The sequence below is a fragment of the Pseudoalteromonas sp. ASV78 genome, assembly GCF_047806705.1.
Lineage (GTDB): Bacteria > Pseudomonadota > Gammaproteobacteria > Enterobacterales > Alteromonadaceae > Pseudoalteromonas > Pseudoalteromonas prydzensis_A.
The window spans coordinates 1,887,500-1,905,611 of sequence record NZ_JBLOPA010000001.1; the positions used below are offsets into that span (position 1 = coordinate 1,887,500).

General features: G+C 42.9%; 15 protein-coding genes and 5 tRNA genes. 4 read left to right on the forward strand and 16 right to left on the reverse strand.

All coding sequences use genetic code 11. From position 1 onward, the window contains the following. Nucleotides 1-14 precede the first annotated feature (14 nt). On the reverse strand, nucleotides 15-1,337 hold the full coding sequence (locus tag ACMVDV_RS08625) for a hypothetical protein (RefSeq protein WP_416157834.1): 1,323 nt from the start codon (nucleotides 1,335-1,337) through the stop codon (nucleotides 15-17). 147 nt (nucleotides 1,338-1,484) lie between these two features. Here ACMVDV_RS08625 and ACMVDV_RS08630 point away from each other — a divergent pair, with 147 nt between their 5' ends. Next, a complete protein-coding gene (locus ACMVDV_RS08630; RefSeq protein ID WP_416157835.1) occupies nucleotides 1,485-3,500 on the forward strand; it encodes a TonB-dependent receptor in 2,016 nt (671 codons plus the stop codon). 133 nt (nucleotides 3,501-3,633) lie between these two features. Here ACMVDV_RS08630 and ACMVDV_RS08635 read toward each other — a convergent pair whose 3' ends face one another. From ACMVDV_RS08635 to xerD, 12 genes are all read right to left on the reverse strand, one after another. Further along, on the reverse strand, nucleotides 3,634-5,001 hold the full coding sequence (locus tag ACMVDV_RS08635; protein ID WP_416159072.1) for an alkaline phosphatase PhoX: 1,368 nt from the start codon (nucleotides 4,999-5,001) through the stop codon (nucleotides 3,634-3,636). A 423-nt stretch (nucleotides 5,002-5,424) separates the two neighbouring features. Further along, nucleotides 5,425-5,501: transfer RNA gene (locus ACMVDV_RS08640), tRNA-Arg, on the reverse strand. Nucleotides 5,502-5,631: 130 nt separating this feature from the next. Continuing rightward, nucleotides 5,632-5,708 (reverse strand) — tRNA-Arg (locus ACMVDV_RS08645). 93 nt (nucleotides 5,709-5,801) lie between these two features. Beyond that, a tRNA-Arg gene (locus tag ACMVDV_RS08650) sits at nucleotides 5,802-5,878 on the reverse strand. A 152-nt stretch (nucleotides 5,879-6,030) separates the two neighbouring features. Further along, nucleotides 6,031-6,107 (reverse strand) — tRNA-Arg (locus tag ACMVDV_RS08655). A 37-nt stretch (nucleotides 6,108-6,144) separates the two neighbouring features. After that, nucleotides 6,145-6,237, reverse strand: a tRNA-Ser gene (locus ACMVDV_RS08660). A 129-nt stretch (nucleotides 6,238-6,366) separates the two neighbouring features. After that, the gene (locus ACMVDV_RS08665; RefSeq protein WP_304182250.1) at nucleotides 6,367-6,549 is read right to left on the reverse strand and encodes a hypothetical protein; all 183 of its coding nucleotides are present in this window, start codon (nucleotides 6,547-6,549) and stop codon (nucleotides 6,367-6,369) included. 264 nt (nucleotides 6,550-6,813) lie between these two features. Then, the gene (gene lysS / locus ACMVDV_RS08670) at nucleotides 6,814-8,349 is read right to left on the reverse strand and encodes a lysine--tRNA ligase (RefSeq protein ID WP_304182249.1); all 1,536 of its coding nucleotides are present in this window, start codon (nucleotides 8,347-8,349) and stop codon (nucleotides 6,814-6,816) included. A 26-nt stretch (nucleotides 8,350-8,375) separates the two neighbouring features. After that, a protein-coding gene (gene prfB, locus ACMVDV_RS08675; protein WP_283711068.1) for a peptide chain release factor 2 occupies nucleotides 8,376-9,474 on the reverse strand; the annotation gives its coding sequence in 2 pieces (ribosomal slippage) (nucleotides 8,376-9,398 and nucleotides 9,400-9,474; 1,098 coding nt in all). Between the two features lie 131 nt (nucleotides 9,475-9,605). Then, on the reverse strand, nucleotides 9,606-11,327 hold the full coding sequence (gene recJ / locus ACMVDV_RS08680) for a single-stranded-DNA-specific exonuclease RecJ (RefSeq protein ID WP_416157836.1): 1,722 nt from the start codon (nucleotides 11,325-11,327) through the stop codon (nucleotides 9,606-9,608). Nucleotides 11,328-11,401: 74 nt separating this feature from the next. Continuing rightward, entirely contained in the window at nucleotides 11,402-12,130 is a 729-nt protein-coding gene (dsbC, locus tag ACMVDV_RS08685; protein ID WP_416157837.1) for a bifunctional protein-disulfide isomerase/oxidoreductase DsbC, read from the reverse strand. 64 nt (nucleotides 12,131-12,194) lie between these two features. Then, a complete protein-coding gene (gene xerD / locus ACMVDV_RS08690) occupies nucleotides 12,195-13,079 on the reverse strand; it encodes a site-specific tyrosine recombinase XerD (RefSeq protein ID WP_416159073.1) in 885 nt (294 codons plus the stop codon). Between the two features lie 149 nt (nucleotides 13,080-13,228). Here xerD and fldB point away from each other — a divergent pair, with 149 nt between their 5' ends. Both fldB and ACMVDV_RS08700 read left to right on the forward strand, forming a co-directional pair. After that, nucleotides 13,229-13,750 (forward strand): flavodoxin FldB, encoded by a 522-nt coding sequence (gene fldB / locus ACMVDV_RS08695; protein ID WP_416159074.1) that lies wholly within the window; start codon nucleotides 13,229-13,231, stop codon nucleotides 13,748-13,750. A gap of 26 nt (nucleotides 13,751-13,776) precedes the next feature. Continuing rightward, entirely contained in the window at nucleotides 13,777-14,187 is a 411-nt protein-coding gene (locus tag ACMVDV_RS08700; RefSeq protein WP_416157838.1) for a hypothetical protein, read from the forward strand. Between the two features lie 60 nt (nucleotides 14,188-14,247). On the opposite strand, the gene ACMVDV_RS08705 is transcribed toward ACMVDV_RS08700, so the two are convergent. Genes ACMVDV_RS08705 through ACMVDV_RS08715 form a run of 3 tightly spaced genes read right to left on the reverse strand, consistent with a single transcriptional unit; the run spans nucleotide 14,248 to nucleotide 17,642 of the window. Further along, the gene (locus ACMVDV_RS08705) at nucleotides 14,248-15,387 is read right to left on the reverse strand and encodes an ABC transporter permease (protein WP_416157839.1); all 1,140 of its coding nucleotides are present in this window, start codon (nucleotides 15,385-15,387) and stop codon (nucleotides 14,248-14,250) included. Continuing rightward, nucleotides 15,384-16,118, reverse strand: a complete 735-nt coding sequence (locus ACMVDV_RS08710; protein ID WP_416157840.1) for an ATP-binding cassette domain-containing protein — start codon at nucleotides 16,116-16,118, stop codon at nucleotides 15,384-15,386. The genes ACMVDV_RS08705 and ACMVDV_RS08710 overlap by 4 nt, the downstream gene beginning before the upstream one ends. 3 nt (nucleotides 16,119-16,121) lie before the next feature. Beyond that, nucleotides 16,122-17,642, reverse strand: coding sequence for an alpha/beta fold hydrolase (locus tag ACMVDV_RS08715; RefSeq protein WP_416157841.1), 1,521 nt, complete (start codon nucleotides 17,640-17,642; stop codon nucleotides 16,122-16,124). Nucleotides 17,643-17,736: 94 nt separating this feature from the next. Here ACMVDV_RS08715 and ACMVDV_RS08720 point away from each other — a divergent pair, with 94 nt between their 5' ends. Then, nucleotides 17,737-18,111 (forward strand): GntR family transcriptional regulator, encoded by a 375-nt coding sequence (locus tag ACMVDV_RS08720; RefSeq protein WP_304182242.1) that lies wholly within the window; start codon nucleotides 17,737-17,739, stop codon nucleotides 18,109-18,111. Nucleotide 18,112 lies beyond the last annotated feature (1 nt).

Sequence of the window (18,112 nt, forward strand, 5' to 3'; positions counted from 1 at the left end):
GTGTGATATTGCGTTTATTGGCTTTTCAGTAATTGCTTAAATGCATGAGTAAAATTAGCCTGCATTTGTAACCCTGCCGCAGCTAGATGCTCTTCACTTGCGCCTAGCTCATTATTTTGTGCCGCTAAGGTGAACTCTCGCCCGCCTTGAATAAACGGTAAATAAACATGAGCCAACATCACAACTTCTGTGGTTGAGCGCGTTTCGCTCGGGCCCCAGCCGATTTTTTGCCATACTCGCCATTGCCCTTGCGTTAATTCATCCAAGACCTGTTTTGCTGGACGAGGATCATTAGGCGCTAATACTTGCGCTAATGACTGGGTGATCATTTGACTGATCCCTTGCATCATACCACCCACTTTAGCGGTTTTATCTGTGTGCCCAGTGCCATTAAAAAGTACATCAATATCTTCTGCTTGTAGAAAGGGCTGTTGAGTTAAAGGCTCTCTCGTATGACTCGCCAAGCGCTTTAACCATTCAGCCTGGGCTAACGTTGTCATCGCTTTATTACCGGTTAAGCCACAGCCATCACAGCGATAACCTAGATAAGCAGGATCATCACTATTAACAGTAAAATAAGCGATATCGCTAACAACAGTGTCACTGTCAGTACTTTGCCAACGAGTCTTGCTAGGAGTAAAAATCTCTGTCGCATACGCACCTTTAAACATAATGCGAGAATCATTGAGCTTTAGCCAACTATCTGCAAATAAATTACTTAAATACTCACGCCCAGCAACATTTATGAAATAGCTAGCAATCGCATTCGAGTTACCATCAGCACTGCCAAAAGGCGCATAGCTATTAATGCTGGTGATCAAATCAGCGACATTACTATTGCCTATTGTGGCGTGTGCGCCCAGCTCAAAATTAGTGGCTCGTACTTTTGCGATTGCACCACTAAATGCTTGAATTTTAGATGAGCTCCAAGGTTCATATAAATCATTTTGGCTGCCATTTGCTAAATAGCGATATGCCAATTGATCACCTTGTTGTTGGTAATCAATGACTAATAACTTACCTTGTGCTGCAGGAATATCAAAATAGTGCCAATCAGCGGCAACACGCTGCTGCCAGTTGGTTTCGCTGTAATCAACTTCATTCGCCGTTTTATATGCAGATTGCGCAACACGATTAGCAACCACGTGATCCAGCATCGCCGTATTAGTAAGATCAGCCGGTAGCACTGGCGCGGCTAACATCACCTGCTGATAAAATAGGCCTTGTTGCTCTTTTAGCGTTGCTTGATGTGACTGACTTTGGCACGCAACAAGTACCACTACTGAACTCACCCAGATTAGTTTCAGCGCTACTTTTTTTAGTTTAGCTAAAATCAATTTAAATTCCTTTAAGTTGTTATTTTTGGAATATTTTATTAAAACTACCATATTTTCCGCTACAAGCAAATATTTGCATCCAATTAACATCACTAAACGTATTAGTATTAAATATAAACACTTCGACCTATTCATAAGGAAATGCTCATGCGCAATTTGTTAATTCTATCTACTAGCTTGCTCTGCTCTACCAATGTACTCGCCAACATTGAAGAAATTACCATATACGGACATCGCACAGGACTTATTGGTGAGGCTATTAGTGCATCAAGTGGCGTGATTGGCCAAGGTGAAATAGAAAACCGACCAATGTTACGTAGCGCCGAAATGTTAGAGCTGATCCCAGGTATGGCCGTTACTCAACACAGTGGCTCAGGCAAGGCCAATCAATATTTTATCCGCGGTTTTAATCTTGACCATGGCACTGACTTTGCGACCAGCATTGATGGCATGCCAATCAATATGCGCAGCCATGGGCATGGTCAAGGCTATACTGATCTTAATTTTATTATTCCTGAGACGATTGCAACCATTGATTATCAAAAAGGTGCCTATGGCGCCGCACAAGGGGACTTTTCAACCGCGGGCAGTGCCGAATTTAACTTAGCCGATAACCCGAAGCATCAACAACTCGATATCACGCTTGGTGAAGACAACTATCAACGGTTGATGGCACTGGGCAGACTTGGCGTTGCTAACGGTAAAATCATTATTGCCGGTGAGTGGCAAGGTTACGATGGCCCTTGGCAAGATATCAAAGAAGATGTAGATAAAAAAAATGCCCTACTCCGTTATGTCGGCAAAGCGTGGGATGGCGATTTAGCTGTGACGGCGATGGCCTACGATAATAGCTGGAACTCAGCAGATCAAATCCCACAACGTGCTGTAGACCAAGGCATTATTAGCACACTTGGATCACTCGATACAACGGTAGGCGGTAGCTCTAGCCGCTATAGTTTATCGGCAAATTGGCAAGGCCAGCATATTAAAGCCAACGCCTATGTGATCAATTATGATATGGACTTGTTCTCTAATTTCTCTTACTTTTTAAATGATCCTGTTAATGGCGATCAATTCCAACAAGTCGATAACCGCACCATTACTGGTGGCGCACTGAGTTATCAATTTGCTGACACCCTCGCACAGATGCCAATTCAACATACTGTTGGGGTTGAATATCGCCGCGATGATATTGAGCAAGTGGGTTTATACAATACTAAACAACGTCAACGTTTAAGTACCGTGCGTGAAGATGCGGTAGACGAAGCCAGTTACTCAGCCTATTGGCAAGCAAAAATGACCCTAAGCCAAGCGCTCGAAGCCACGTTTGGGGTACGTTATGATTACTTTGACGCAGATGTTGATAGCAATAACAATGTTAATTCGGGCAGTGCCGATGATGACTTGGTTAGCTTTAAAGCCAGCTTAAATTATCTGTTCACTGATAACTTAGCCGGTTATGTCAACTGGGGGCAATCATATCATTCAAATGATGCGCGAGGAGCCACTATCCGCCAAGATCCTGTTACCTTCGATGCCGCAGCAAAAGTTGATTTACTGGTGCAAAGCAATGGTGCTGAACTGGGACTGCGCTATTTTGATCAGCAACAATTTAATTTATCAGCAGCACTGTGGTGGCTGAGTTTAGATTCTGAATTACTGTTTGTGGGTGATGCGGGTAATACCGAAGCCAGTGATGCATCAAAACGCTACGGCTTAGAGCTCAGTGCGTATTATTGGCTTAATGATGCCTTGAGTTTAGATGCAGAAGCCTCATTTACCCATTCACGCTTAAATATCGATTCAAATGACGATAGAATTGAAGGCGCAGTGCCTGTGGTCGCCAGTACGGGTATTAATTGGCATATTACCCAGCAGTGGCAGTCTTCGTTGCGTGTACGCCATATTGGCAAACGCATACTCAGTAGCGATGGCGACAAACGCTCAGAGCCGCTTACAGTCGTCAATGGTTTAGTAAGCTATCAACAAACGCACTGGAAAGTGGGCCTTGAACTATTAAATATATTTGATAGTACTGATCACGATATTGATTACTTTTATGCATCACGGTTAGCCGGTGAGCCAGCTGAAGGGGTTGAAGATAATCACTTTCACCCGATTGAGCCGCGTACCCTGCGCCTAAACTTCAGCCTGTTATTTTAATTTGGTTAATAACTGAGCTAAGCACTTTGCTGATCCGGTTTATACTTTAAGCTATAAAGCGGATCAGCTTAACTCACTTCGCACGACTGAATAGCCACAGCGTACTTATACATAAGCATTAAACAATCACCAGCTAGCCTTTAAAGCTCTGCCAAGGTCCCGTGATCGCTAATGTTTTAGTTGGTGAATACACATTAACAAATAAGGTGTTGCCATCAGCAGAAAAACAAGCTCCCGCCAATTCGGTTTGCGCGGTTAAGCGGGCAAAATTATACACCTCGCCACTGGGTGTTACGCCACGTAAATGGTTATCAACCACGTCTGTATATTGATCTTCACAAACAATTAAGTGACCATTAGGTGCAACAGTGAGATTATCACCAAAGTTAAATAACGACTTATCAGTGCTTTCTACAAATAGTTGCACCTGTCCTGGCGCTAAATGCTCTTTATCTGTGCCTTCGAACGCTGATGGTTGATATTTCATCACTTGACCAAGCTGCTTTTGGCCACCATTAGTGCAACAAAAATAAAGTTCTTTTTCGCCCCAATGTATCCCTTCACCACGGGCGAAAAGTGCAGCGCCTTGTTTGTGGCCACGTATTCTTAAATCGTCTTTTGGACTTTCAGGTTGCGCTAAATCAACCCACTCCACGGCCATATTGTGCTGTAAAGGCATTGCCCCTGTCACCCAGTTACGAGTATCAAACTGCGGCTGTGCTTTAATCACCATAGCTTGCAGTTTACCGCCTTTACTCAACTTACCGTATTCATTAGGAATAAAACGATAAAATAAACTATCGCCTTTATCTTCTGTTAAATAAACAATACCGGTTGTTGGATCAACTGCTGCTGCTTCGTGGTTAAATCGCCCCATTGCCTTGAGAGGCTCAGGCTTTACGAGCCCTTTAGCGTTGGCAGGTATCTCAAAAATATAGCCGTGATCTTGATTAAAGCCATCCGCTTTAGTCAGCACACTCTCTTCGCAAGTAAGCCAACTACCCCATGGGGTAATACCACCCGAACAATTGCGAATAGTGCCAATGAGTGACAAATATTCTTGCTCTTTTTTAGCGGTTTTTAAATTATAAATAATGTGGCTTGTGCCTCCTGGCAAAGCAACACCTTGCGCAGTAGTGTCATAAGCAAATGAGCTTTTATGGGTTTGTAAGCTAACATCTGCTTTTACTAAATCAGTTGGTTTTAATTCATGGTTTCGAACTAATGCAACCCGCTCATCATCAAGGGCAATACAGCCCATCCCATCTGCTTTATCTGGCACTGTAAAGCCATCATCCATTTTATCACCCAGTTGGGATATAACTTGATAGCTAAATCCGGCTGGTAAATCGAGTAACCTGTTAGGATCAGTCACTAACGGACCGTAGGCACTTAAATGCTCACTCACTTCAAGCAATGGTACTTTGCCAAAAGTACTACGGGAAAGCCCCATAAAAGCGAGTGTACCGGCACTAATAATAAATTGTCTTCTAGAGATCATCATAAAACTCATAATGTGATAAAATAACAACCACATCATAAATGAAATTATCCTATAAAAACGGCCTCCATAAAAAATTCATACAATTGTCATATCTCTAAGCAAACCTCAGTGACGCTTGCTATGTGAAATTTCAGGTACAAAAAACGGCTCTCGTCGGTTGGTAGTTTTATATTTAAAAAGCGCGGGATAAACCCGAGCCTACAGCAAATTTCAGGCATAAAAAAACCGACTCTCGTCGGTTGTTGCTTTCTTACACCTTTATATAAATGTATAGAAAGTGGTGGGCGCAGGATGTATCTTCAAAGAGTGAACCTTCGACCGCTCGGTTGGTGGTTTTATGTGGTTTTATATTTTTATAATGACGAGGCAATTTTCAGGCATAAAAAAACCGACTTTCGTCGGTTACCTTTAAATAGAAAGTGGTGGGCGCAGGAGGATTCGAACCTCCGACCGCTCGGTTCGTAGCCGAGTACTCTATCCAGCTGAGCTATGCGCCCACATTCTATTTTAATTTTAACGTCTTGTTTTGACTAATGTAGTAAATTATTTAATAGTTTACTACAAATTTCAAACATAAAAAAACCGACCATGTGTCGGGCTCTTTATTAATTATTCAGTTATAGAAAGTGGTGGGCGCAGGAGGATTCGAACCTCCGACCGCTCGGTTCGTAGCCGAGTACTCTATCCAGCTGAGCTATGCGCCCACATTCTATTTCGATTTTAATGTCTTATCTGACATATTAGCGTGCAATAACTAATTTTTACTGCTTATTCATACTCTAAGTAGATGTCAAAAGTGGTGGGCGCAGGAGGATTCGAACCTCCGACCGCTCGGTTCGTAGCCGAGTACTCTATCCAGCTGAGCTATGCGCCCACTTTTGATTTACTTATTTATGCTCTAAGCAGAGTGTGTAAAGAGTGGTGGGCGCAGGACGTATCTTCAAAGAGTGAACTTCCGACCGCTTGGTTTACTAAACCAATCACTTTTACTTGCTTATTTAAACTCTAAGCAGAGTGTGTAAAGGATGGTGGGCGCAGGAGGATTCGAACCTCCGACCGCTCGGTTCGTAGCCGAGTACTCTATCCAGCTGAGCTATGCGCCCATTCTTTACTTTACAAGATAACCATTTATAAAATAAATGGCGGAGAAGGAGGGATTCGAACCCTCGATAGAGCTACAAACCCTATACTCCCTTAGCAGGGGAGCGCCTTCGGCCACTCGGCCACCTCTCCGTCTTGTGGGGCGTATAATAAAGATTTCAGAAAATATGTCAAACACTTTTCTTGTTTAAAGTAACTGTATGGTTAGAGAACACCCATAACAGCTAAAAAAGAGTCAACTTTGTTTAATCATTAATCAAATTAAGGCGTTTTAATATCAGTAGACACACCGAGCACAGGCACTAATTCGTCAGTTAATTGTTCGAGGTATTGATCTTGATAACCTAATTGCTGAAACTCGGCAATGCATGCTCGATAATAGGTTTCTCTTTGTTGCTCTGTGCTAAATGCGTTATTAGGTAACTCAGGTTTTTTATCTTTCATATAAAATCCGTTTATATAAGTCCTTTAGATTGACATTTTATGAAAAAACAATGCTTTATTCTACTTTTTAACTCCCCTAGTTTAGCTAAACTTAAAAATAATGCTTGTTGATTTTTTACCTTTTTAGAATTAATTATTTATTAGCCATTAATTCAATAAGTTAATATTCTATCTAGTTATGAGCCGTAATATTGTTAGCGCTACTGCAAATACAAAAACGCCGCTAAAAAGCGGCATTTTAAAAGCTATTTTGTGAAAATAGACTTAGTCAGCTTGTGGGCGCATATGCGGGAACAAGATAACATCTTTAATTGTTGATGAATCAGTAAACAGCATCACTAAACGATCGATACCAATCCCCTCACCCGCTGTTGGCGGTAAGCCATATTCTAGCGCGCGAATGTAATCTTCGTCGTAATGCATTGCTTCATCATCGCCTGCGTCTTTTTCTTCCACTTGGCGAGTAAAACGCTCTGCTTGATCTTGTGCATCGTTAAGCTCAGAGAAACCATTTGCAAGTTCACGGCCGCCAACAAAAAACTCAAAACGGTCAGTAACAAATGGATTTTCGTCGTTACGACGAGCCAGTGGTGATACTTCCCACGGGTAACCGGTAATGAAAGTCGGTTGGATAAGCATGTGCTCTGCGGTTTCTTCAAAGATTTCACATAAGAACTTACCTGGGCCCCATACACAGTTTTCAGGAATTTTAACGTGCACTTGTTTAGCGTACGCTTTTAATTGTTCAAAGTGGTTTTCTGGGTCGTTAAAGACAGCAGCATCAAACTCAGGGTTATATTTTAAGATTGCGTCGCTCATACTTAAACGAGTGAACGGTTGACCAAAGTCATACTCTACTGAATCAACTACATCACCGTTCTCATTTTTAGTGGTATTAACAACAATTGGGCTGCCTAGTACGTTTGTTGCTACCGTACGTAGCATGTCCTCGGTGATGTTCATCAGGTCGATGTAATCAGCGTAGGCTTGGTAGAATTCGATCATAGTGAATTCTGGGTTGTGACGCGTTGATAACCCTTCGTTACGGAAGTTGCGGTTAATTTCAAAGACGCGGTCAAAACCACCGACCACTAAACGCTTTAAGTAAAGCTCTGGTGCAATACGTAAGTACATATCGATATCAAGGGCATTGTGATGAGTCACGAATGGACGCGCAGATGCACCACCAGGAATAACCTGTAGCATCGGCGTTTCAACTTCCATAAAGTCACGTTCAGCTAAGAAGCGACGAATACCTTCCACCACTTGTGAGCGAATACGGAACGTTTCACGGGTTGCTTCGTTAGTGATCAAATCAACATAACGCTGGCGGTACTTGGTTTCTTGGTCAGACAAGCCATGGAATTTTTCAGGTAATGGGCGTAGTGACTTAGTCAGTAATTGGTACTCAGTCATTTCTACGTATAAATCGCCTTTACCTGATTTATTAAGCGCACCTTTCACACCAATGATGTCGCCGGTGTCTAATTGACCGTACTTTTCTTTCAAATCTTTTTGGGCATCTTTTGACGCATACGCTTGTACGCGGCCTTTCATGTCTTGCACAACAAAGAATGGCCCACGTTTAGCTAAGATACGACCTGCAATTGACACAACATGGTTAAGTTCTACTAATTCTTCTTTACTCTTATCACCAAACTCGGCCTGTAAGTCTGCCGTGTAATGCTCACGACGGAATTGATTTGGATGACCGTTGGCTGGGCAATTGGCGCGGATAGCGTCTAATTTGCCACGACGCTCAGCGATTAACTTATTTTCGTCTTGGATTTGATCAGTCATTTTTTAGCTCTTTTTTAGCTTGGTGGTTATAGGCCAGATTTTAAGCTGGCTTCAATAAATTTATCTAAGTTACCGTCAAGTACCGATTGCGTATTGCGGTTTTCAACACCGGTTCGTAAATCTTTAATACGTGAATCATCAAGTACGTAGGAACGAATTTGACTACCCCAACCAATATCAGATTTCGCGTCTTCTTGCGTTTGCTTTTCAGCATTTTGCTGCTGTAGCTCAAGTTCAAATAACTTTGCTTTTAACTGTTTCATCGCTTGTGCTTTATTTTTATGCTGTGAACGTTCGTTCTGGCATTGCACTACGGTATTGGTTGGTACGTGAGTAATACGTACCGCTGATTCGGTGGTGTTAACGTGCTGACCACCGGCACCTGATGCACGGTATACGTCAATACGTAAATCAGCCGGATTAATATCTATTTCAATATTATCGTCAATCTCAGGGTATACAAATGCGGAAGCAAACGAGGTATGGCGACGACCACTTGAGTCAAACGGGCTTTTACGTACTAAGCGATGTACACCTGTTTCTGTGCGTAACCAGCCATACGCGTATTCGCCAACAAAGCGTACCGTTGCACCTTTAATGCCGGCAACATCACCGTCAGTTGCTTCTACCAACTCAACTTTAAAGCCTTTTGCTTCACCCCAGCGTAAATACATGCGTAATAACATGTTACACCAGTCTTGCGCTTCAGTACCGCCAGAGCCTGATTGTAAATCAAGGTAAGCATCATTTGCGTCATGTGCACCTGAAAACATCCGGCGAAACTCTAAGCCTTCAAGTTGCCCATTCAGATCTTCAAGCTCACTTTGTGCCTCGATAAAGGTGTCTTCATCTTCAGCTTCTACGGCGAGTTCAACTAACCCTTCGACATCATCAGTGCCAGTGACTAGGTTGTCGATCGTTTCAACAACCGCCTCTAATGCTGACTTTTCACGCCCAAGCGCTTGCGCACGCTCTGGCTCATTCCATACGGCTGAATCTTCAAGTTCGGCGTTAACTTCTTCTAAACGTTCTTGTTTAAGAGCGTAGTCAAAGGTACCCCCGAAGCAATTCAGTACGTTCGCGAATTTCCTTGATTTGATTAATCACAGGATTCACTTCAAACATGTACCTTACTCCAAAATGGCTGATTACGAGCGTCAAATCGCCCATAAAATTCTTTAAATAGTAAAAACGCCCGATTTTAACAAAAAACCGCGCGTTTTATTAGTATTTTATGCACCGATAATAAATATTTTTTACGGTACTTTTTGCAACTCTCGGGCAATCAACTGCAAAGAAAACTTACCCCTAAATTCATTGATATCCAGTTGGTAAGCCAGTTTAACAAAACGTGCCTCTGTATCTGGCCACGCCCGCACATCCACACCAAATGCAATGGCATCCACTAATCGTCCAGAGCGGTGCTTGAGTACTAATTTAAGGTGTTTTTCACCGACAATACGTTGTTGCACTAGTTCAAAGGTGTGCTCAAATACCGGTTCGGGAAATTGCTGTCCCCATGGCCCTGCTTGTTTGAGTAGGTTAGCAAACTCCATGCTAAAGCAATCATCGGCAAGCTCCCCATCGGTTAAAATAATACAGCGTTTATGCTCATCACTTAACTGCGCACTAACGGCTTGTTCAAACTCGCGCTTAAACTCACTAAAATGCTGCTCATTAATGCTCAGCCCTGCCGCCATGGCATGACCGCCAAATTTACTGATCAAATGTGGATGTAAGGTATTTAAGCGCTCGAGCAAGTCACGCATGTGCAAGCCTTCAATCGAGCGGCAAGAGCCTTTTATTTCGCCGTTGTCGCCACCGGCAAAAATAACCGTTGGTCGGTGGTACTTTTCTTTTAAGCGCCCCGCTAAAATACCTATCACCCCTTGATGCCAATCATCTTGATATAAACAAATGGCATCAGGGGTTTGCTCATCGCTAAAAGCGAGCTTATCTAGCACGGCTTGTGCTTCCACTTGCATGCCCTGCTCTATTTCACGGCGCTCATGGTTTAAACTATCTAGTTCACCAGCAATACGCCTTGCTTGATTAATATCGGTGGCCAGTAAGCAAGCTATGCCTAAACTCATATCGTCTAATCGCCCTGCGGCATTTAGGCGTGGTGCAAGCGAAAAACCAAAATCACTGGCGCTTAAACGCGCAGCATTACGATTGGCGACCTCAATCAACGCGGTAATACCTGGGCGGGTTTTACCGCTACGAATGCGCGCTAAACCTTGGTGCACTAAAGTGCGATTATTAGCATCGAGTGCCACCACATCAGCAACCGTACCTAGTGCTACAATATCAAGTAGATCCGCTAAGTTAGGCGGTGGTTGCTGCTCAAAATGACCGACATCACGCAATGCACTTCTAAGCGCAATCAATAAATAAAATGCCACCCCGACACCCGCGATTGATTTTGATGGAAACTGACAATCATGGCGGTTTGGGTTAACAATCGCATCGGCATTTGGCAGTTGTTCACCTTGCAAGTGATGGTCAGTGACCAACACTTTAATGCCTGCGGCTTTAACAATTGCGATACCAGCGATACAAGAAATGCCATTATCAACGGTGATCACCAAATCTGGCGCCATAGTGACTATTTGCTCCGCCAGTGCTGGGCTTAAGCCATAGCCAAGGCTAAATCTATCTGGCACTAAATAATCTAAATGAGCAAAACCAAACATCGCTAAGCCTTGCATTAAGGTGGCGGTGCTGGTTGCGCCATCGGCATCAAAGTCACCCACGATCAATACTTTACTTTGCGCTTGCAGGGCATGTTGTAGTAAAGCGGTGGCTTTATCTATGTCTTTAAATAATTTGAAGTCATGCAACGTGGCTGCGCTATTGTTTAGCTCATCGGCATGATTAACCTGGCGGCTGGCATAAATTTGTTTAATAACAGGGTGTAAATGATTTGGCAGGTGTGAGTCATCCTGATGATCACGGGCAACAATTAGTTTTTTCATGCAGACGCGGTACTTTTAATTAAAGAATAAAGACAAAAAAAGGCCTTAACGGCCTTTTTATAAAAAACACACAGTTATGATGATTTATTCGCTTCTAATGCTGCGGCTAATGCGGCCGCAGGCTGATAGCCTGGGATCATCGTACCATCTTCTAAAATAATCGCCGGCGTACCGTTAATACCAAAACTTTGACCAAGCTGATAATGCTCTGCCACTGGCGCATGACAACCGGCCATGACTTTAGTATCCGCACCTGATTTTGCTGCTGTCATCGCTTCTTGCTGATCTTTAGCACACCAAACATTCATTAAATCTGCATAGCCTGAGCCTTGTAAGCCACCACGCGGAAACGCTAAATACTTAACAGTAATGCCTGCTTCAAGTAAATCATCAAGCTCGCGGTGTAATTTACGGCAATAACCACAGCTAATGTCGGTAAACACAGTAATGCTATGTTTCTCATTTTTAGCTTTATAGACAATCATTGAATCTTCATATTGTGCTAAACCTTCTTGACGTACGCCATTGAGCGCTTGCTCGGTCAGGTTATTACGATTGTTCAAATCAATTAATGTACCTTGCATTAAGTATTGACCATCTGCGCTTGCATACAGCACGCCTTTGTCGGTGATCAATTCTTTTAAACCGGCCACAGGGCTTGGGCTAATTTGCTTAACAGTAACACCTAGCTCTGCAAACTTAGTTACGATTGGATCGTTGGCATCAGGAATGGCTACTACGCCATTGGCAAACGCACTTATACTGGTGCCTAATATCGCACCGGCTAATACTAACTTTTTCATAATGTTCTCTTATATCCTGATAATTCTTAACTACTCAGACCGCCGAAGTACGAAAAAATTCTCACTAAGCGCGCGGATGATGTTGCTGATGTACCGACTTTAACCTTTCATTAGCAACATGGGTATAAATTTGTGTGGTTGATAAATCACTATGCCCTAACATCATCTGTACGACCCGCAGGTCAGCACCATGATTTAGTAAGTGTGTTGCAAACGCATGACGCAACGTATGGGGCGATAAAGGCGATTCAACTGCTGCCAAAATAGCATAGTGTTTAATACGATGCCAAAAAGTTTGTCGGGTCATACCCACTCCACGCTTTGACGGAAACACAAAGTCGGTAGCATGTTTGATCATTTGCGCACGCCCCACCTTTAAAAACTGCTCCAGCCAATACATAGCTTCTTCGCCAAGCGGCACTAAACGCTCTTTGTTACCTTTACCTTTTACGAACACTACCGATTGACGCAAATTAATTTGCTCCATCCGCAGCCCGACTAACTCACTAACTCGCAACCCTGTGGCATATAACAATTCAAGCATGGCTTTATCACGCAGTCCCATTGGCTCTTCAACATTAGGTGCCGCTAAGAGCGCCTCTACTTCGTTTTCAGACAAGGTTTTCGGCAGTGACTGGCCAGCCTTAGGCTGGGCAATATTAACCATTGGCGAATCGGCAATATATTTTTCGCGGACAAAATATTGGTAAAAGCGCTTTAACGCGCTAATGCTACGCGCCGTACTGCGTGGTTTTAAACCTAAATCAACACGATGCGCTAAATAGCTTTCAATATCTTGGCCACTGACAGTGAGCAAATCTTGGCCTGTTAAAAAGTGGCAAAATTTATCCAAGTCGCTGCGATACGCTGATAAAGTGTTATCGCTTACGTGTTGTTCTAAATAGAGGTTATCTAAAAAAGATTCAAGATAATCGCTATTACTGAGCAATTCGTCGTGATCTGTAATGGCTGAGTCTAATGGCTCATGATCAGGTAACGTGGTCACAGTTATTCTCATAGTTATCAAGGTATCAATTAATAATACCTTACGGTAAACTTCAGCCTATCATATCAGGCAAATACACAGTGATAAATACGATGCAAATTGGTTTATTTTATGGTTCTACCACATGCTATACAGAAATAGCAGCCGAAAAAATCCGCGATATTATCGGTCAAGACATTGTCAGCCTGCATAATATCAAAGATGAACCATTAAAAGACGCAGAGAATTACGACTTTATCATCTTTGGTATCTCGACATGGGATTTTGGTGAGTTACAAGAAGATTGGGAGTCGATTTGGGATGACATTAAAGATGTTGATCTCAATGGCAAAACCATTGCTTTATTTGGCATGGGTGACCAACAAGGTTACGGCCAATGGTTTCAAGATGCACTTGGCATGTTGCATGATGAAATAAGTAGCCAACAATTTACTTTATTAGGTTTATGGCCAAACGACAGTACGTATGAGTTTGAAGCCTCCAAAGCACTTACCAACGACGGCAAACACTTTGTTGGTTTGGCCCTTGATGAAGACAGTCAATACGAACACAGTGATGAGCGAATCGCCAACTGGGTTGAACAAATCATGACTGAGTACAGCGAGACGCTATAAACCTCGCTGTAACTATAAGGCAACGAATGGCACAATTTACCTTGATCAATGGCGATGTTATCGAGTTCAGCAATAACATCGTAAAGCCACTAAATTGTACAGGGAGTCAAAGTCGTGACCGGTTTGGGCATATATTCTTTATTCCTGATGCCGCAGTGCCATTTATTGATGCTGGTAAACTCGCTAAAGATTTATTTAACTTATCAAAACTCGCTTTAGCAAAATACGATGATAGTGATCCCCAGCTTCCGGTACTTATCAAACACCACGCACCGCTTAGCCAAATTACCGGATTATCTATAAAAAAGTTGTTTAAAATTGCCCCTTTCAGCAGTGCCAATATAGAAAAAGCAAAGGCAACCAGTGTGTTTAAACAGTTACTAGCGAACTCTTCTATTGAACATATTCAGCTCGATGAAGTCTACTCGCTCAGTTAATTAGCATGCAAAAGCGACCGCAAGGTCGCTTTACTAATCTATTAATTTGCTAATCCATAATCATAAACCAAACACCACTTTTTCACTTTTCAGCATTCGCGCGCTTAAAAAGCTAAAGGCTGCACATAATACCAGGGTGATCACTGTTGATAACAGTAACTGCGGGACAGGAATGGGATTACCTTTAATAAACTCCATTAATGCAAACTGTTGCGCAGCTATCGGCAACCACTGCACCACATCTGTCGCAATATCGTAAGTGGTTATCATGCTTAACGCCATTGGGATAAATAACACCATAGTGACGTAAGATTGCGCTTCTTTAAACGACTTAGCCATAAACGATACAAACACTTGTGAGCTGGCCGACATCAATGCAATAGGTAGGCATATCGCGATACTAAACAACATAAACGCAGGGGTAATAGTAATACTAAAGCCCATTTGCTGCCACGGCACCATCGCATATGAAAACTTAGATACAACTAAAATCACCACTAAACCTAACATAGAAAACGTGGTTATCGCGCCAACTTTAGCAAGCACAATATGCAAACTATGTAATGGATGACTTAACAATAACGATAGCGAATTACGCTCTCGTTCACCCGCACTGGTATCAATTGCCAAATTCATCGCCGCGTAAAATAACGCTAAAATAAGTGTTAATGCCACCAATCCTAAAATCATGCCACCTTTTGAATCAGGGGTTGCTTGATCATGAACTTCAATTGCAATTGCACGCATCAAATTTGGATCCACACCACGTGAAACTAACCGTAAGCTGGCTATTTCAGAGCTATACAACGCCATTGCTTTTTCAACTTGGTTGATATGTTTGCGCAACTTATCATCTGATTTATCGGTAATAAGCGTTACCGTTGCTGGACGCCCTTCGCTCATCTTTTGTTGATAGTCTTCACTGATAGATAAGGTAATGGCTTTACGTTCGTCAGCGTCAGTGCTGGCAACAATATCACGACTATTAAGGTGAGCAATCAATCCGGGGGCACGTTCGCTATTTTCAATATTAATTTTTAGTGTTTCAGGTGATGCTAATTGTTGTAGCAACACACTCATTAATAAGCACACACCAATTGGCGTACCTATCGCATAATAAAGCCCCGCCATTACCGAACGTTTATCACGGCTGGCATCCATCAGTTCTTTTTTAAATAACACTGTTAATAAATTAATCATGCTGCAATCCCCTCGTCGCTGCCAATCAAGGCGACAAATGCTTCTTCTAATGTCTCTTTACCTGCTTGTTCACACAGCTCGGCCACTGAACCTTGGGCAATCACTTGACCATTGGCCATGATCACTACGTGATCACATAGCGCTGCAACTTCTTGCATAACATGCGATGAAAATAACACGCAGTGTCCTTGCGCTTTCAGTAATAGCAACAGCTCTCTTAATATGCGGGTACTCATTACATCGAGGCCACGGGTTGGTTCATCTAAAATAATGTTGGATGGGTTATGAACCACGGCTTGGGCTAAGGCGGTTTTCATCCGTTGTCCTTGCGAAAAACCTTGGCAACGGCGATCGGCAATATCGTTCATCGCTAATTTATTTATTACCTCTATCGTCGCCTGCTTAGCATCACTTGCGCTGAGGCCACTTAGTTGGGCAAAAAAGCTAATGTATTCCCTTGGCGTTAATCGTTCATACAAGCCACACGGATCCGGGAACAGTCCAAGCTTTTGTTTTGCTGCCATCGGTTCTTTGGCAACATCAATGCCATCAATTTCAGCATACCCGCTATCAGCCTTTAACAGTCCAAACACGGTGCGCAAACAGGTGGTTTTACCTGCGCCATTAGGCCCTAGAAGGCCGGTGATCTTGCCGTTCTGTGCAGTAAAACTTAAACCATTTAGCGCATTAACGTCGCCAATTTTCTTACTTAGGTTGGTTACTTTAATCATCACTTACTCCTTGCTAGCTGCATCAGTTGAATGGCTATTGGCAACGGCTACGCCGTTAATATTCATAAAAAACGGTTTCTCATTTGGCTCATTAATACAGCTTGTATCAATGTCTTGCATACTTTGCTGGTCGATAAACTTGGCAATAATTTTCGGCGCACAGGTTTGCGAGCCAATGCCATGGGTGGCTGTTGGTGCGACTAAGTGAGTGGCATTTGTCATCTCAACCATCGCAAGCTCGGCCCAACTTGCAGGTGTTGCAGGGTCTCGTCCACCAGAAAGAAGTAACGTTGCCGTGCTGGTTTTTAGCGGTAAGTAAAATGCCTCGTCAACGGCTTTTACATTTAGAATTGGACAGGCAATATCAAACCCCGCAATCATTGCTTTGCCCATATCAGTTTTACTGTACTGGGCGCGAGTTTGCGCCGTTAAGCGTGGCCAATCTTCACCACAAACAATGGCGTTATGCATGCCCATTGCTAAAGATTGCGTTAAATCAACATTCGCCATCATGCCAGCCAGCGGTGAATAGTCACCACTTAGTGCTTTTTCAATAACCATTGGCACAATCGCGCGTTGTGCATGGCTGTATAGCGCAAAGCGTATCGCACTGTAAAACTTCATTTTAGTGATTGTAAAAGCAATAACGTCATTGGTACGTGGGTGTCTAACCTGTGCTTGTACAGGCTGTTGTTCAAGCTGCGTAAGCAATGAGTTAAAGTTATTTGCTAAGTTAGGGTATTGCGCTGCGCACAAAGTATCAGCTGCACAACGATTGAATAATGCAGCCAGTGAACCATCAACCGCGCCACCTATAGCAGCCAGACTTTGCTGCATTGGCACAACACCATCTAAGGTACTCGTTAACACAGAGTCAGGAAATTGGCGCATGTACTCCTGCGCTATACGTGTGCCATACGACACCCCAAACAAATGAAACCCTTTGTAACCGAGTGCTTTACGTACCGCTTCAAAATCCTTTGCTGCAACGGGTGTAGTGAAGTGGCTTAAATCAATATTGAGTTTTGCTTTACACTTTTGCGTATCTTCTGCCCCCATGGCTTGAAGGTCAGCGATCACATCATTAAAAGCAAACTGAGTTTTTAAATCATCACTTTCACATTGCAATTGATGTGAATAACCTGTGCCACGCTGATCAACCAGTACGATATCGCGGGTTTCGCGGGCAAACCGTAAGTTATGATTAAACACTGCGGCTAAATCTATTGCGCCTTGCCCCGGACCACCGGCAAAACCAAGCACGGCTTGATCAGGATGGCTGGGCTTGATTGCTGGAATAACGGCAAAATGAATATCAATCTGGCCATCATTAGGATCATCCGATAAAGGTTGAGCAATGCTGCCACACAGTAGTCTATCGGCCAGTCCTTCCATGTAACATGGCGTCAGTTTTGCTTGGTTATTTTGATTATTTTCTGCGTATAGCGCAGTTGATGCAACCATTAAAATAGGCATCATCACTATACCTATCAGTCTATTAGAACAATTTAATATACTTTTCATCACTCTTTCCTTTGTTTGCATTTTACACTCAATGTGATAACTTAAACCTTAGTGTATCGGTGTATTAATGTATTAATACAGTAGAGAAAGAATAATGTTAGAATTTATTAATGTCAACCCCAATAGTGGCGATCCCATCTACAAACAATTGCATGAGCAAATTGTGCGCTTGATTGTGGGTGGTCAAATAGCTGCTGGTGAAGAGTTGCCGTCCGTGCGAAAAATAGCGGATCACTTTGCCGTTAATCCTATGACCGTTTCCAGAGCGATTGGTCAATTAGTCGATCAAGGGTGGTTAGAGCGCCGCCGCGGCCAAGCAACACGAGTCGCACAAAAAACCACGCAACAAACCGACCAACAAGAGAGTTTACTCTTTAAGGCCATCGATCAACTTATCCAACAAGCCAAACAGCTCGATGTGCCGCAAGCAACTTTAACCGAACTAATAAAAAAACGGTGGGAATTATAAC

What these genes read in the sequence shown, in the direction of transcription:
- ACMVDV_RS08635 (WP_416159072.1), bottom strand. Translation starts at nt 5,001, where the DNA reads ATGATCTCTAGAAGACAATTTATTATTAGTGCCGGTACACTCGCTTTT.
- dsbC (WP_416157837.1), bottom strand. Translation starts at nt 12,130, where the DNA reads ATGAAAAAGTTAGTATTAGCCGGTGCGATATTAGGCACCAGTATAAGT.
- ACMVDV_RS08720 (WP_304182242.1), top strand. Translation starts at nt 17,737, where the DNA reads ATGTTAGAATTTATTAATGTCAACCCCAATAGTGGCGATCCCATCTAC.
- ACMVDV_RS08715 (WP_416157841.1), bottom strand. Translation starts at nt 17,642, where the DNA reads ATGAAAAGTATATTAAATTGTTCTAATAGACTGATAGGTATAGTGATG.
- lysS (WP_304182249.1), bottom strand. Translation starts at nt 8,349, where the DNA reads ATGACTGATCAAATCCAAGACGAAAATAAGTTAATCGCTGAGCGTCGT.
- ACMVDV_RS08700 (WP_416157838.1), top strand. Translation starts at nt 13,777, where the DNA reads ATGGCACAATTTACCTTGATCAATGGCGATGTTATCGAGTTCAGCAAT.
- recJ (WP_416157836.1), bottom strand. Translation starts at nt 11,327, where the DNA reads ATGAAAAAACTAATTGTTGCCCGTGATCATCAGGATGACTCACACCTG.
- ACMVDV_RS08705 (WP_416157839.1), bottom strand. Translation starts at nt 15,387, where the DNA reads ATGATTAATTTATTAACAGTGTTATTTAAAAAAGAACTGATGGATGCC.
- fldB (WP_416159074.1), top strand. Translation starts at nt 13,229, where the DNA reads ATGCAAATTGGTTTATTTTATGGTTCTACCACATGCTATACAGAAATA.
- ACMVDV_RS08710 (WP_416157840.1), bottom strand. Translation starts at nt 16,118, where the DNA reads ATGATTAAAGTAACCAACCTAAGTAAGAAAATTGGCGACGTTAATGCG.
- ACMVDV_RS08630 (WP_416157835.1), top strand. Translation starts at nt 1,485, where the DNA reads ATGCGCAATTTGTTAATTCTATCTACTAGCTTGCTCTGCTCTACCAAT.
- ACMVDV_RS08665 (WP_304182250.1), bottom strand. Translation starts at nt 6,549, where the DNA reads ATGAAAGATAAAAAACCTGAGTTACCTAATAACGCATTTAGCACAGAG.